Raw genomic sequence first — 13,189 nt, 5'->3', positions numbered from 1 at the left:
GCATGAGCCTCGCCGTCCGTTTCGACGACATCCGCAAAGACTTCGGACCGGTGCGCGTGCTGCACGGCGTGAGCTTCGACCTGGCGCCCGGGCGCATTTACGGGTTGCTCGGTGAGAACGGCGCGGGCAAATCGACACTGATGAAAATCCTCGCCGGCTATGAGACGGCGACGTCGGGCACCTTGCTGGTCGACGGCCACGCGCAGCAGTTCAACGGTTCGCGCGACGCGGAAGCGGTCGGCATCGTGCTGATTCACCAGGAGTTCAATCTCGCCGAGCATCTGACGATCGCGCAGAACATGTATCTCGGCCACGAGAAACGGCGCGGCTGGTTCGTCGACGATACCGCGATGCGCGCCGACGCCGCGCGCTATCTCGCCCAGGTCGGTCTCGAGAAAGCGCCGGAAACGAAGGTGCGCGAGTTGATCGTCGCGGAAAAGCAGATGGTCGAGATTGCGAAGGCGCTGTCGCGCCGCGCGCGCTTTCTCATCATGGACGAGCCGACCGCCACGCTCACGCCGTCCGAAACCGAGCGTCTCTTCACGCTGATGGCGAAGCTGAAAGCCGATGGTGTGACGATCGTCTACATCTCGCACAAGCTCGACGAAGTCGAGCGCATCACCGACGAAGTGATCGTCATGCGCGACGGCCGCTTCGTCGCGCGCGGCGAAACGGCTGGGCTCGCGCGGCAGCAGATGGCGAACCTGATGGTCGGACGCGACGTGTCCGATATGTTTCCCGACAAGATCACGGTGCCCGCCGACGCGCCGATCGCATTGAAAGTCGAAGGCCTCACCGTGCCGAACTGGGTCGAAGACCTGAGCTTCGATGTCCGCGCCGGCGAAGTGCTCGGCTTTGCCGGACTGGTCGGCGCAGGCCGCACCGAAGCATTCGAAGCGATTATCGGCTTACGCAAACGCACGGCGGGCCACATCGAAATCGCCGGCCGCCGCGCCGATCTGAAGAGCCCACGCGACGCGATGCGCCACGGCCTCACGTATCTGAGCGAAGACCGTAAAGGCAAAGGCCTGCACGTGAACCTGAGCCTGCAGGACAACGTCACGCTGATGACGCTCGAACGCTACGCGCATCCGCTACTCGACTTGAAAGCGGGCCGTGCGGCATTGACCCAAGCCGTGAGCGACTTCGGCATCCGTACCGGCGACCTGTCGAGCCGCGCGCGCATGCTCTCCGGCGGCAATCAGCAGAAGCTCGCGCTCGCCAAGTTCCTGCAACCCGACCCGAACGTGATCGTGCTCGACGAGCCGACCCGCGGCGTCGACGTCGGCGCGAAACGCGACATCTATTTCCTGATCCATCGCCTCGCCGCGCAGGGCCGCGCGGTGATCGTCATTTCATCCGAACTGATCGAGCTGATCGGCTTATGCCACCGCGTCGCCGTGATGCGCGCGGGACACCTGCAAGCCACGCTCACGCTCGACCATCTGACCGAAGAGGAGTTGATCGCCCATGCGACCGGCACCCACTGAAGCCGTGCAATCCGGCCGCGCGTTGCGCTTTGCGCATCGTCTGTATGCGCTCGGGCCCTTCGTTGGACTAATCGTGCTGTGCGTCACCGGGACGCTGCTCAATCGCGATTTCGCGACGCTCGACAACCTGATGAACGTGCTCACGCGTACGTCGTTCATCGGCATCATCGCGGTCGGCATGACCTTCGTGATCATTTCGGGCGGCATCGATCTGTCGGTCGGGTCGATGGCGGCGCTGATCGCGGGCAGCATGATCTGGCTGATGAACGGACTCGCGGCGGGTATCGGCGGACATGCGCTCGCGCCCTTGCTGATTCTGACGCTCGGCATCGTGTTCGCACTGGTGCTCGGCGGCTTGTTCGGCTGTGCCCACGGTTTGCTGATTACCAAGGGACGCATCGAGCCGTTCATCGTTACGCTGGGCACGTTGGGGATTTTTCGCGCGGTGCTGACGTGGCTCGCAGATGGCGGCGCGCTGACTCTGGATAATTCGTTATCCGACTTATACGGGCCGGTTTATTACGCGAGTCTGTTTGGCGTACCGGTGCCGATCTGGGTATTCCTGGTGGTTGCCGCGGGCGGCGCGTTGATCCTCAATCGCACGGCGTTCGGCCGCCACGTTCAGGCGATTGGTTCGAACGAGCAGGTCGCGCGGTATGCGGCGATTCGCGTCGATACCGTGAAGATCGTCACGTATGTGCTGCTCGGCATCTGCGTCGGCGTTGCGACGGTGCTGTACGTGCCGCGGCTCGGCTCGGCCACGCCGACCACCGGCTTGTTGTGGGAGCTTGAGGCGATTGCGTCGGTCGTGGTGGGCGGCACCGCGCTGAAGGGCGGCGAGGGGCGGGTGGTCGGCACGGTGATCGGCGCGATTCTGCTGTCGGTGATCGCCAACATTCTGAATCTGACCAGCATCATCAGCGTGTATCTGAACGCGGCGGTGCAGGGCGTCGTGATTATCTTCGTCGCGTTCGTGCAGCGCGGACGGCGATAGGCGGTAGGTGGTGCGCTTCAAATGGAGAGACGGCAAGTTCGAGAATCGGGGCGAATGAATGCCTCATAAACGCAACTAAGTTGCATGGGATCAGAGTAAGCGCTATGGGGCTGGAGTAAGCGCTGAAGCGCCAACTCTGATCGACAAAGGAGATACAACCATGAAGCAGGTCATTCGAGCGGTCGGCGCCGGCATGCTGGCGTTGGGAATACTGGGCACGGCAGGCGCGGGTGTGGCGCGTGCCGATGAGAAAGTCACGCTGGGCGTCGCGATTCCGACAGCCGACCACGGCTTCACAGGCGGCATTGTCTGGTGGGCGAACAAGGCGAAAACCGATCTGGAGAAAGCGCATCCCGATCTGAAAGTGATCGTGAAGACCGCGGCCGGCGCGCCTGAACAGGCGAACCAGCTGCAGGATCTGGTGACGGTGAACAAGATCAACGCGCTGGTGATTTTCCCGTTCGAATCGGCCTCGCTCACGCAGCCGGTCGCGCAGGTGAAGAAGAAGGGCGTGTATGTGACGGTGGTCGATCGCGGTTTGACTGATACCAGCGCACAGGATGCCTACGTCGCGGGCGATAACACCGCGTTCGGCAAGATTCCCGCCGAGTACCTGGCGAAAGCGCTCGACGGCAAGGGCGACATCGTCGCGCTGCGAGGCATTCCGACGACGCTCGACAACGAACGCTGGACCGCGTTTACAGGCGTGCTGAAGGCGTATCCGAACATCAAGATCCTCGACGGCAAGTACGCGAACTGGAATCGCGACGACGCGTTCAAAGTGATGCAGGACTACCTCACGCGTTTCAAGCACATCGACGCCGTTTGGGCCGCGGACGACGACATGGCCGTCGGCGTCCTGAAGGCGATCGAGCAGGCCAAGCGCACCGACATCAAGATCGTGTTCGGCGGCGCCGGTTCGAAGGGCATGGTGAAGAACGTGATGGATGGCGCGCCGATGATCAAAGCCGACGTGTCGTACTCGCCGAAATTCATCTACGACGCGATCAAGCTCACCGCCGAAGCGCGCCTGAAGGGCGAGAAGCTGCCGCCGACCACGATCATTCCGTCGGTGCTGATCACGAAGGAAAACGCGCAGCAGTTCTATTTTCCTGACTCGCCGTTCTGATTGTTACCGTCCGTGGCACGCTTGCGGCGTCTGTCGCGCATAGACGTTGCGAGCGCGCTAGCGCTTGAGGAACCGTACGATGAAAACCATCAAAGGGCCGGCGATTTTCCTGGCTCAGTTCATGGGCGACGAGGTGCCGTTCGACAACTTCGCGCATCTGGCCGGCTGGGCCGCGAGTCTCGGTTTCAAGGGGATTCAGGTGCCGTGCGATACGCGCCTGATCGATCTCGAACAGGCGGCGGCGAGCCAGACGTATTGCGACGAGTTGCGCGAGATTGCTGAAGATGCGGGTGTGACGATCACCGAACTGTCGACGCATTTGCAAGGGCAACTCGTCGCCGTGCATCCGGCCTATGACATGTTGTTCGACGGCTTCGCGGCGCCGCAGGTGCGCGGCAATCCTGCGGCGCGCACGCAATGGGCAATCGAACAGATGAAGCTGGCGGCAAAGGCGTCGCAGCGTTTGGGCCTGAACACGCACGTGTCGTTTTCCGGCGCGCTCGCGTGGCCCTATCTCTATCCGTGGCCGCAGCGTCCGGCAGGTTTGATAGACGCGGCGTTCGACGAACTCGCGCGCCGCTGGACACCGATTCTCGACGCGTTCGACGAAGCCGGCGTGGACGTGTGCTATGAACTGCATCCGGGCGAGGACCTGCACGACGGTGTGACCTTCGAGCGCTTTCTCGACGCGGTGAAACAGCATGCGCGTGCAAACATCCTCTACGACCCGAGCCATTTCGTACTGCAGCAACTCGACTACCTCGCGTTCATCGACATCTATCACGAGCGCATCAAAGCGTTCCATGTGAAGGATGCCGAGTTTCGTCCTGACGGCAAGCAGGGCGTGTATGGCGGCTATAGCGGTTGGGTCGACCGCGCGGGGCGTTTCCGTTCGCTCGGCGACGGACAGATCGATTTCGGCGCGATCTTCTCGAAGATGGCGCAATACGATTTTCCAGGCTGGGCGGTGCTGGAATGGGAGTGTGCGCTGAAGCATCCACAGGACGGCGCGCGCGAAGGCGCGGAGTTCATCCGCCGGCACATCATTCGCGTGGCCGACCATGCGTTCGATGATTTCGCGGGCAGCGGCGTGGATGCGGCGCAGTTGAAGCGGGTGCTTGGCATTTGACTGCGATCCGACCGCGAATTGCCTGCTGTAAATCGCAAAGGAGTGAGTGCGATGCCACAAAGAAGACTCAGGTTAGGCATGGTCGGCGGCGGCCAGGGCGCGTTTATCGGCGCGGTGCATCGGATGGCGGCGCGGCTCGACGATCGTTTCGAACTGGTGGCAGGCGCGTTGTCATCCGATCCGAAGCGCGCGCAGGCGAGCGCCGCCGAAGCCGGTATCGCGCGCAGCTACGCAGACTGGCGCGAGATGGCGCGCGCCGAGGCTGCTCGCGACGGCGACGGTATCGATGCGGTTGCGATCGTCACGCCGAACTATCTGCATGCGCCGGTGGCGACGGCTTTTCTCGAAGCGGGCATCCATGTGGTGTGCGACAAACCGCTGGCGATTTCGTTGACGGAGGGCGAGGCGCTCGCGAAGCTCGCTCGTGAGAAGAACAAGCTGTTTGCGCTGACGCATACATATTCCGGCTATCCGCTGGTGCGCCATGCTCGCGAGCTCGTCGAATCGGGAAGCCTCGGCGAAATACGCGTCGTGCAAGTCGAATACGCACAGGACTGGCTGGCTGAACCGATAGAAACGAGCGGCACGAACAAGCAGGCGGGCTGGCGCACTGATCCGTCTCTGGCAGGTCCCGCAGGCTGTCTCGGCGACATCGGCACGCATGCGTATCACCTCGCTGCATTCATCACGGGGATGATGCCGTCGTCGCTATCGGCGGAGTTGCATACGTTCGTACCGGGACGGCGTATCGACGACCATGTGCAGGCAATGCTGCGCTATCCGAACGGCGCGCGCGGCATGCTGTGGGCAAGTCAGGTGGCGAGCGGCGCGGAGAACGCGCTGCGTCTGCGGGTGTACGGGACGAAAGCAAGCCTGGCTTTCGATCAGGAGAATCCGAACGAATTGTGGTTCACGCCGCTGGGTGGCTCGGCTGAACGCCTGACACGAGGGCGTGTGAAAAGCGCGATCGCGGCGCATGCAACACGCGTGCCGCCGGGGCATCCCGAGGGTTATCTGGAAGCGTTCGCGCAGTTATACAAGGATGCGGCCTTGCAGATAGAAGCATTGGATGCGGGCCGACCGCTGCCTGCCGAAAGTTTGCTGCTTGCCACGGTGGATGACGGTGTCGCCGGTTTGCGCTTTATCGACGCAGTGTTGGCAAGCAGCGCGGCGGACGGGCAGTGGCACGAGATGGCGAACGGCTGAGCGCGGCGGGCGGGCTGCCGGCCTTGTGTTCAGTACGGCTCGCCGCCGCTCAGGCTAAAAGCCCTTCCTTGCCGTTCCACGTCCCTTAGCCACGCCCTGAGCACCGTGACGCTTTCAAAGGTCCGAAAGTCCCTTTCCATTGACGCAATCCGGTACTGGATGTCGACGATCTCCCGCGTCAGGTCGCGCATTGCCGTCTTGGGCGTACTACGGGCGAACGGGTTTAGCCCATAGCGTTCCTTGAACTCCATTTCGACAAAGCGAATCTCGTCGTCGAGTTCCCGAACCTGCTCCTTCAGAATTTTGTTGTAATGCTTGAGACGCTCCTCGCTCAGGTTGCCGAGCGCGTGCTGATCGATGTGCTCGAGTTCCAGTTGCAATTCAAGCAGGCGCAGCAGATTGTTCTTGCTGTAAGCCTCGTTGGCCTGTTGCATCAGCGCGGTTTTGCGTTCGCGTTCCTGCGGGTCGGTTTCACGATCCGGATGCAGTGCACTTGCGAGTTTCCGGTAGACCTCCCGGATCGAGCGGCTGAGTTGCGCTTCTTCTTCCTCGCGGCGCGCTTCGGCCGCCGCCTGCTTGCGCGAGGTCTTCTTCGCATCCGGCTGCGCTGTCCGCGCGTGGCGGGCTGACGCTAGCGTGGCGTCGGCGTCTCCTCCCATACGCTCGTAGAGAAGATCGAGAACCTGTTCGGGCGAGCTCAGGTCGAGGTCGGCCGAATTGCCGCCGAGCATCGACTCCAGCATCATTTGCATGTCTTCGAATTCCTCTGCCCGCTCGGTGTCGTAGTCGAATCCGCTGTGCTTGTTGTGCAGCGCCTTGATGGCCTCGTCATCTGAATCCGCGAGACAGCGGCCAGTCAATTCCTCGATCAGTTTCGACAACGTGCGTTGTTCGCTCTGCGTGATGCTTTTTCGTTCTGCGACTTCGTCAAAACGGTATGCCATTTTGAGCCGTAGATCGTTCATCTGCTGGATCAGCGGCAGGAGCTGGTCAACGTACTTTTGCTGAAAGGCGGGGCCGAACGCTTCCCACTCCGTCAAGGTGGCGCGCCGTTTTTCGATCTGTTTGATCAGCGCGTTGAATGCTTTCTGGCCCTTCGATAGCGCAGGCTGGTTGTGCGCGGGTGCGATGCTGATGGATGTGGTGTTCATCTTTGTTGCGGCGTTGATCCTGCCAATCTCAATGCGTGGGGTGCCGACCCTCAATCGCCCTTGCTCTTCTTAAGCTGTTCTTCGAACGCGATATCGAGCTTGCTTGCCTTGCGCGGCTTGGCCGGTCCGAAACCGTCGACGAATTTGACGAAGTCGTCGAGCGTCAACGGATCGGAGACTTTCTTGTCCGTGCCGCTCGATTTGTCGACCAGATAAAACAGGCCGCCGGACAGACTGATCGCGGCGAACTGCGGGTTGCCGCTGCGGGTTTTCAGCCGCTCGACGGCGTGGATGGCTCGGGTGGTGCGCATGATGGGGGCTGCTGATCGGGGAAAGACTTCTACTGTAACAAGTTCGCTGCGACCACGCGTTACTGCGCCTTGCGTCTCAATTTTCGCCTCAGCCAATCCGCCCAATCCTCCAGCGCGGTGTAGACCACCGGCACCACCACCAACGTCAGAATCGACGACGTAATCACGCCGCCGATCACCGTCTGGCCGAGCGGCCCGCGTTGCTCGCCGCCTTCGCCGAATGCCGCTGCGAGCGGCAGCATGCCGAAGATCGTCTGGTGGTTTGCCGCGGTCTGACGGACTTCACGGACTGGCGATGCGCGCGGTTCGTCCGTGACGGAAATCGCCGCGCGCGCATGCCAAGGCTCACTGGCTCAAGTAAACAAACTTGCCGTTCCTGATGGTGCCCATCACGCTGGCACGCTGATCCAGACCGACGTGGTCCTTCGGACTCGTGTTGACCACGCCGTTCGGCACGACCAGTTCATGCGCGTGCTCCAGTTCGTCACGCAACGCGATGCGGAATGCCGGCGTGCCCGGCTGGGCCGTCTTCAATGCACGCGCCACCGCGTCCTGCAAACGCGGATACACACCTGCCGCGTCGCCCGCAAACTGGGTCACGCTGCCGGGACCATACTTCGCCTCATATTCGTTGACGAAGGCGAGCGCCGCCTTTTTCGCCGGATGATCGGCCGGCAGCGTGCGTGCCACCACGACCGGCTGGGTCGGGAACAGTGTGTCTTCCACGTCCTTGCCGCCCAGCTTGATGAACTCGGGCGTCGCGATGCCGTGCGTCTGATAGATCGGGCCTTTGAAGCCGCGTTCCACCAGCGTGCGTTGCGGCAGCACGGTAGGCGTGCCGGCGCCGGCGATCAGGATCGCGTCCGGTTTGGCGGCCATCAGTTTCAGGATCTGGCCCGTGACGCTGGCGTCCGTCCGGTTATAGCGCTCGGTGGCGACGAGCTGGATATGACGCAGCGCCGCGAACTTGCTGAACTCGTTGAGCCAGCTCTCCCCGTAGCCGTCCGCGAAACCGATGAAGCCCACCGTCTTCACGTTGTGGTTCGACATGTAGCGCGTCATCACGTCGGCCATCGCGCTATCGGTCTGCGCCATCTTGTAGGCCCACACCTTCTTGCCTTCCTGCGGCTCCACCACGCTCGCCGAGCCGATCAGCGTGATCATCGGCGTCTGGCTTTCGGCGACCGGATCGAGCGCGGCCATCGCCGCCGGCGTGATGTTCGGGCCGACGATCACGTCCACGTGGTCCTCGTTGATCAGCTTGCGGATGTTGCGGACTGCGGCGCCCGGGTCGGAGGCGTCGTCGAGAAAGATGTAGTCCGCTTTCTGGCCGGCAATCGTGGCCGGCCACATCAGCATCGCGTTCTTGCTCGTGATGCCGATCACGGCCGCCGGGCCGGTACTCGACAGATCGATGCCGACCTTGATGTCGGCCTGTGCTGCGGTGGCGAGCAAGAGCGCGCCGAGAGCGGCCAGGCCGCGAAGTTTATTTTTATGCGACGTCATCGAGGGTCTCCTAACGTGAGGCGTGGGGATGTCAAAGTTCGTAGGTTTCGTGTTCGCCTTTAAGCGCCTGTTCGATCAGCTTGCGGTTCATGCTCGGCGACAGTAACTCGACGAGCGTATACACGTAGCTGCGCAGATAGGCGCCCTGTTTCAGCGCGACCCGCGTCACATTGCTGCCGAACAGGTGGCCGACCGGCATCGCCCGCAGATGGCGGTCGCGCTCGGCGTTGAACGCGATATCGGCCATGATGCCGACGCCGAGACCCAGTTCGACGTAGGTCTTGATAACGTCCGCGTCGATCGCTTCGAGCACGATGTCCGGATGCAGCCCGCGCAGGCGGAATGCCTCATTGATCTTGGTGCGGCCGGCGAACGCGTTGTCATACGTAATCAGCGGATATTGGCTCAGATCATCCAGCGACAAAAGTTTGCGGTCGAGCAGCGGGTGATCCGGCTGCATCACGGCGACGTGGTGCCACTGGAAGCAGGGCAGCGAGACCAGTTCCTTGTAGTTAGCGATCGCTTCAGTGGCGATGCAGAGGTCGGCCTGGTCGTGGATCACCATCTCGGCGACCTGGGTCGGGCTGCCTTGCAGAATTGAAAGGTGGACCTTGGGGAAGCGCTTCTTGAATTCGGCGATCGCGGCCGGAAGTGAGTAGCGCGCCTGGGTGTGGGTGGCGGCGATGACCAGATTGCCCTGATCTTGCGCTGCGTAATCTTTACCGACCCGTCTGAGGCTCTCGACTTCCTGCAGAATCTTCTCGACGGACTGCAAAATGATGCGCCCCGGCTCCGTCAAGGAGCGCACGCGCTTGCCGTGCCGCGTGAAGATTTCGACGCCCAGCTCGTCTTCCAGCTCGATGATCGCCTTGGAGACGCCCGGCTGGCTTGTAAACAGGGCTTTGGCCGCTTCGGTCAGGTTGAAGTTCTGCCGCACAGCCTCACGGACGAAGCGGAATTGATGCAGGTTCATATATAACCTCTCCGCATATCAAAAGAATTTTTTAGTCGTTTGAAATATAAGGCGAGTTTATTACGATCTGTCCATCTTTTTCAATATGGATATCTGTATTTGTCATAAGCAAATGAGAGATAGGTCTAAACCCTGACTCTCCTGAGCTGGCAAACGCCTGTATCCAGGCCGCGGCGTAACCGGTGCGCCGTGTGTTGCGTAAAAAATTGGGGTCCCCGAATGTACCAATACGATCAGTACGACCAGACCATCGTCGATGAGCGGGTCGCGCAATACGCGGATCAGGTTCGCCGCCGCCTGTCGGGCGAATTGAGCGAAGAGGAGTTCCGTCCGCTGCGTCTGCAGAACGGCCTGTACCTGCAGCGTCACGCGTACATGCACCGCATCGCGATTCCGTACGGCAACCTGCGCAGCGACCAGATGCGCGTGCTGGCCCAGATCGCGCGCGAGCACGACCGCGGCTACGGCCACTTTTCGACGCGCTCGAACATCCAGTACAACTGGATCAAGCTCGAGGAAACGCCGGAAATCCTGCGCAAGCTCGCAAGTGTGCAGATGCACGGCATTCAGACTTCGGGCAACTGTATTCGTAACATCACGGCGGACCAGTTCGCCGGCGTGGCGCCCGACGAAGCAGTCGATCCGCGTCCGTGGGCCGAAATCCTGCGCCAATGGTCGACGTTCCACCCGGAATTCGCCTGGCTGCCGCGCAAGTTCAAGATCGCCGTGTCGGGTTCGAAGGAAGACCGCGCCGCAGTGCAGATTCACGACATGGGCGTGTATCTGAGGAAGAACGACCAAGGCGAGTTGGTGGCCGACATTCTGGCCGGTGGCGGCTTGGGCCGTACGCCGGTCATCGGCGCGATCATTCGCCGCGATTTGCCGTGGCAACACCTGCTGACGTACAGCGAAGCCGTGCTGCGCGTGTATAACCGCTACGGTCGCCGTGACAACATGTACAAGGCGCGCATCAAGATTCTCGTGAAGGCGTTGAGCCCGGAGAAATTCTCGGCGCAGGTCGAAGAAGAATGGCAGCACCTGAAAGACGGCCCTTCGACGCTGACGCAAGCCGAAGTGGATCGCGTATCGCAGTACTTCCAGCCGCCGGTGTACGAAAAGCTGGCTGATACGGACGCATCGTTTGAAAAGCATTTGCTGGAAACCCGTGCGTTCGCGCGCTGGGTCGAGCGCAATGTGCGTCCGCACAAGGTGACGGGTTATTCGTCGGTCACGTTGTCGCTGAAGCCGACCACGATCGCCCCGGGCGACGCCACCGATGCGCAGATGGAAGCCGTCGCCGATTGGGCCGACGAGTACTCGTTCGGCGAAATCCGCGTGTCGCACGAACAGAACCTGATTCTCGCGAACGTGAAGAAGCGCGATCTGTTCGCGCTGTGGGAAAAGGCCAAGGCGCAAGGTTTCGCGACGCCGAACATCGGCTTGCTGACCGACATCATCGCGTGCCCGGGCGGCGATTTCTGCTCGCTCGCGAATGCGAAGTCGATTCCGATTGCATTGGCGATTCAGGAACGTTTCAACGATCTCGACTACGTGTACGACCTCGGCGACGTGTCGCTGAACATTTCGGGTTGTATCAACGCTTGCGGCCACCACCACGTCGGCAATATCGGCATTCTGGGCGTCGATAAGGACGGTTCGGAGTGGTATCAGGTGACGCTCGGCGGCGAGCAGGGCTCGGGTGTCACGGGCGCGCATCTTGGCCGCGTGATCGGCCCGTCGTTCTCGGCGGAGGAAATGCCGGACGTGGTGAGCAAGGTGATCGACACGTTCGTGGAAAATCGCCAGGAAGGCGAGCGCTTCGTCGAAACGTATAACCGCATCGGCATCACCCCGTTCAAGGAACGCGTGTACGCCTCGCGTCAACCGGCTCACGCGTAACCGCGAAAAGGATACTGAACAGATGGCTTCTATCATCAAGAATCGCGCGATCGTCAACGATGACTGGACGGTTGTGCGCCCGGCGGAAGACGGCACGCTGCCCGCAGTAAATGAATTGCCGGCCGGTAAAGTACTGGTGCCGCTCGCGTTGTGGCAGGCTGAGCGCGACGCATTGATCGCTTCGCGCCGCGCCGCTGATATCGGCGTGTGGCTCGCGCCGGATAGCGAACCGGCGGACATTGCCGGCGACTTCGACAAGATCGCGCTGATCGGCGTGGACTTCCCGGTGTTCCGCGATGGCCGCGGCTACAGCATCGGCCGCTTGCTGCGCGAGCGTTATGGCTACAAGGGCGAACTGCGCTCGATCGGCGACGTGCTGCGCGATCAACTGGCGTTCATGTTCCGTTGCGGCTTCGACGCTTACGCACTGCGTGAAGACAAAGACTTCGACGACGCACTGAAGGCGTTCGATGAATTCAGCGTGCAGTATCAGGGCGCGGTGAACGCGTCGCCGCTGTTCCGCCGCCGCGAGGCTGCCGCTTTGGAAAAGGCCTCGGCATGAGCGGCGCACAATCGCTCGCGCCGGAACTGGCGGCGAAGATCGAGCGCCTCGATGCGCTGCTCGACTCGATTGCCGCGCGTCACGCGAACGTCAAGCTCGCCAGCAGCCTCGCCGCAGAAGACATGCTGCTCACGCACGCGATTCTGTCGCGTGGCGTGAAGATCGGCATCTTCTCGCTGAACACAGGCCGTCTGCACGCGGAAACGCTCGGCATGCTCGATCGTGTGAAAGAGCGCTACGGCTACGACATCGAACAATTTCATCCGCAGGCTGCCGCGGTTGAGGAATATGTCGGCTCGCATGGTCTGAACGCGTTTTATGAAAGCGTCGATCTGCGCAAGCGCTGCTGCGAAATCCGCAAGGTCGAGCCGTTGAACCGCGCGCTGTCCGATGTCAGCGCATGGGTGACGGGCCAACGCCGCGAGCAATCGGTGACGCGTGCCGAATTGCACGCGGAAGAGCACGACGCCGCGCGCAACATCGCCAAGTTCAATCCGTTGACGGACTGGACCGAAACCGAAGTGTGGGACTACCTGAAAGCGTTCGACGTGCCGGTCAATCCGCTGCATGCGCGCGGTTACCCGAGCATCGGCTGCGAGCCTTGTACGCGCGCGGTCCGCGCCGGTGAAGATAGCCGGGCAGGGCGCTGGTGGTGGGAGTCGCGCGATACGAAAGAATGCGGGCTGCACATCACCACCATTACGCCGATCACCGTCGGCAGCAGCGAGAACGCCTCTGCTTAACAACGTATTCGTGAGACTCAGGCCTTGGCTTCCGACCTGAACGCCGCACATACCGATTTGAATACTTCCGCCTGGGCGACAAACCGCTCGCCCAAG

The 13,189-nt window shown here is 61.7% G+C and carries 12 protein-coding genes and 1 pseudogene; 8 read left to right on the top strand and 5 right to left on the bottom strand.

The features are described 5' to 3' along the window. Window positions 1-2 precede the first annotated feature (2 nt). The 5 genes from ACAX43_RS10750 to ACAX43_RS10730 all read left to right on the top strand — a co-directional run bounded on the left by ACAX43_RS10750 (window position 3) and on the right by ACAX43_RS10730 (window position 5,948). Window positions 3-1,490: a sugar ABC transporter ATP-binding protein gene (locus ACAX43_RS10750; protein ID WP_370708385.1), complete on the top strand. Its 1,488-nt coding sequence runs from the start codon at window positions 3-5 to the stop codon at window positions 1,488-1,490. Beyond that, window positions 1,471-2,484, top strand: a complete 1,014-nt coding sequence (locus tag ACAX43_RS10745; protein ID WP_370708384.1) for an ABC transporter permease — start codon at window positions 1,471-1,473, stop codon at window positions 2,482-2,484. Before ACAX43_RS10750 ends, ACAX43_RS10745 begins: the two co-directional genes overlap by 20 nt. A gap of 160 nt (window positions 2,485-2,644) precedes the next feature. Continuing rightward, the gene (locus ACAX43_RS10740; RefSeq protein WP_370708383.1) at window positions 2,645-3,613 is read left to right on the top strand and encodes a substrate-binding domain-containing protein; all 969 of its coding nucleotides are present in this window, start codon (window positions 2,645-2,647) and stop codon (window positions 3,611-3,613) included. Window positions 3,614-3,692: 79 nt separating this feature from the next. Next, window positions 3,693-4,742 carry a sugar phosphate isomerase/epimerase family protein gene (locus tag ACAX43_RS10735; protein ID WP_370708382.1) on the top strand — a complete coding sequence of 350 codons (1,050 nt, stop codon included), beginning with the start codon at window positions 3,693-3,695 and terminating at the stop codon, window positions 4,740-4,742. 51 nt (window positions 4,743-4,793) lie between these two features. Next, complete coding sequence (locus ACAX43_RS10730; RefSeq protein WP_370708381.1) at window positions 4,794-5,948, top strand: Gfo/Idh/MocA family protein; 1,155 nt, start codon at window positions 4,794-4,796, stop codon at window positions 5,946-5,948. A gap of 29 nt (window positions 5,949-5,977) precedes the next feature. Here the strand turns inward: ACAX43_RS10730 and ACAX43_RS10725 are convergent, their stop codons facing one another. From ACAX43_RS10725 to ACAX43_RS10705, 5 genes and pseudogenes are all read right to left on the bottom strand, one after another. Then, on the bottom strand, window positions 5,978-7,099 hold the full coding sequence (locus ACAX43_RS10725; protein ID WP_370708380.1) for a molecular chaperone DnaJ: 1,122 nt from the start codon (window positions 7,097-7,099) through the stop codon (window positions 5,978-5,980). 50 nt (window positions 7,100-7,149) lie between these two features. Further along, complete coding sequence (locus ACAX43_RS10720) at window positions 7,150-7,410, bottom strand: hypothetical protein (protein ID WP_370708379.1); 261 nt, start codon at window positions 7,408-7,410, stop codon at window positions 7,150-7,152. Between the two features lie 59 nt (window positions 7,411-7,469). Further along, window positions 7,470-7,661 (bottom strand): annotated as a pseudogene (locus ACAX43_RS10715) (efflux RND transporter permease subunit); the annotation flags it as partial. A 94-nt stretch (window positions 7,662-7,755) separates the two neighbouring features. Next, a complete protein-coding gene (locus ACAX43_RS10710; protein ID WP_370708378.1) occupies window positions 7,756-8,916 on the bottom strand; it encodes an ABC transporter substrate-binding protein in 1,161 nt (386 codons plus the stop codon). 31 nt (window positions 8,917-8,947) lie between these two features. Next, window positions 8,948-9,889, bottom strand: a complete 942-nt coding sequence (locus tag ACAX43_RS10705) for a CysB family HTH-type transcriptional regulator (RefSeq protein ID WP_370708377.1) — start codon at window positions 9,887-9,889, stop codon at window positions 8,948-8,950. A 219-nt stretch (window positions 9,890-10,108) separates the two neighbouring features. Here ACAX43_RS10705 and ACAX43_RS10700 point away from each other — a divergent pair, with 219 nt between their 5' ends. The 3 genes from ACAX43_RS10700 to ACAX43_RS10690 are packed head-to-tail and all read left to right on the top strand — an operon-like array spanning window position 10,109 to window position 13,093. Next, a complete protein-coding gene (locus tag ACAX43_RS10700; RefSeq protein ID WP_370708376.1) occupies window positions 10,109-11,788 on the top strand; it encodes a nitrite/sulfite reductase in 1,680 nt (559 codons plus the stop codon). 22 nt (window positions 11,789-11,810) lie between these two features. Continuing rightward, on the top strand, window positions 11,811-12,350 hold the full coding sequence (locus ACAX43_RS10695) for a DUF934 domain-containing protein (protein WP_370708375.1): 540 nt from the start codon (window positions 11,811-11,813) through the stop codon (window positions 12,348-12,350). Continuing rightward, the gene (locus ACAX43_RS10690; RefSeq protein ID WP_370708374.1) at window positions 12,347-13,093 is read left to right on the top strand and encodes a phosphoadenylyl-sulfate reductase; all 747 of its coding nucleotides are present in this window, start codon (window positions 12,347-12,349) and stop codon (window positions 13,091-13,093) included. Before ACAX43_RS10695 ends, ACAX43_RS10690 begins: the two co-directional genes overlap by 4 nt. Window positions 13,094-13,189: the final 96 nt, after the last annotated feature.

Source organism: Paraburkholderia sp. IW21, assembly GCF_041321145.1.
In the GTDB taxonomy this organism is placed as follows: domain Bacteria; phylum Pseudomonadota; class Gammaproteobacteria; order Burkholderiales; family Burkholderiaceae; genus Paraburkholderia.
This window is presented reverse-complemented; position numbering and strand designations above follow the sequence as displayed.

What these genes read in the sequence shown, in the direction of transcription:
- ACAX43_RS10695 (WP_370708375.1), top strand. Translation starts at nt 11,811, where the DNA reads ATGGCTTCTATCATCAAGAATCGCGCGATCGTCAACGATGACTGGACG.
- ACAX43_RS10710 (WP_370708378.1), bottom strand. Translation starts at nt 8,916, where the DNA reads ATGACGTCGCATAAAAATAAACTTCGCGGCCTGGCCGCTCTCGGCGCG.
- ACAX43_RS10740 (WP_370708383.1), top strand. Translation starts at nt 2,645, where the DNA reads ATGAAGCAGGTCATTCGAGCGGTCGGCGCCGGCATGCTGGCGTTGGGA.
- ACAX43_RS10725 (WP_370708380.1), bottom strand. Translation starts at nt 7,099, where the DNA reads ATGAACACCACATCCATCAGCATCGCACCCGCGCACAACCAGCCTGCG.
- ACAX43_RS10730 (WP_370708381.1), top strand. Translation starts at nt 4,794, where the DNA reads ATGCCACAAAGAAGACTCAGGTTAGGCATGGTCGGCGGCGGCCAGGGC.
- ACAX43_RS10735 (WP_370708382.1), top strand. Translation starts at nt 3,693, where the DNA reads ATGAAAACCATCAAAGGGCCGGCGATTTTCCTGGCTCAGTTCATGGGC.
- ACAX43_RS10750 (WP_370708385.1), top strand. Translation starts at nt 3, where the DNA reads ATGAGCCTCGCCGTCCGTTTCGACGACATCCGCAAAGACTTCGGACCG.
- ACAX43_RS10705 (WP_370708377.1), bottom strand. Translation starts at nt 9,889, where the DNA reads ATGAACCTGCATCAATTCCGCTTCGTCCGTGAGGCTGTGCGGCAGAAC.
- ACAX43_RS10700 (WP_370708376.1), top strand. Translation starts at nt 10,109, where the DNA reads ATGTACCAATACGATCAGTACGACCAGACCATCGTCGATGAGCGGGTC.
- ACAX43_RS10745 (WP_370708384.1), top strand. Translation starts at nt 1,471, where the DNA reads ATGCGACCGGCACCCACTGAAGCCGTGCAATCCGGCCGCGCGTTGCGC.
- ACAX43_RS10690 (WP_370708374.1), top strand. Translation starts at nt 12,347, where the DNA reads ATGAGCGGCGCACAATCGCTCGCGCCGGAACTGGCGGCGAAGATCGAG.
- ACAX43_RS10720 (WP_370708379.1), bottom strand. Translation starts at nt 7,410, where the DNA reads ATGCGCACCACCCGAGCCATCCACGCCGTCGAGCGGCTGAAAACCCGC.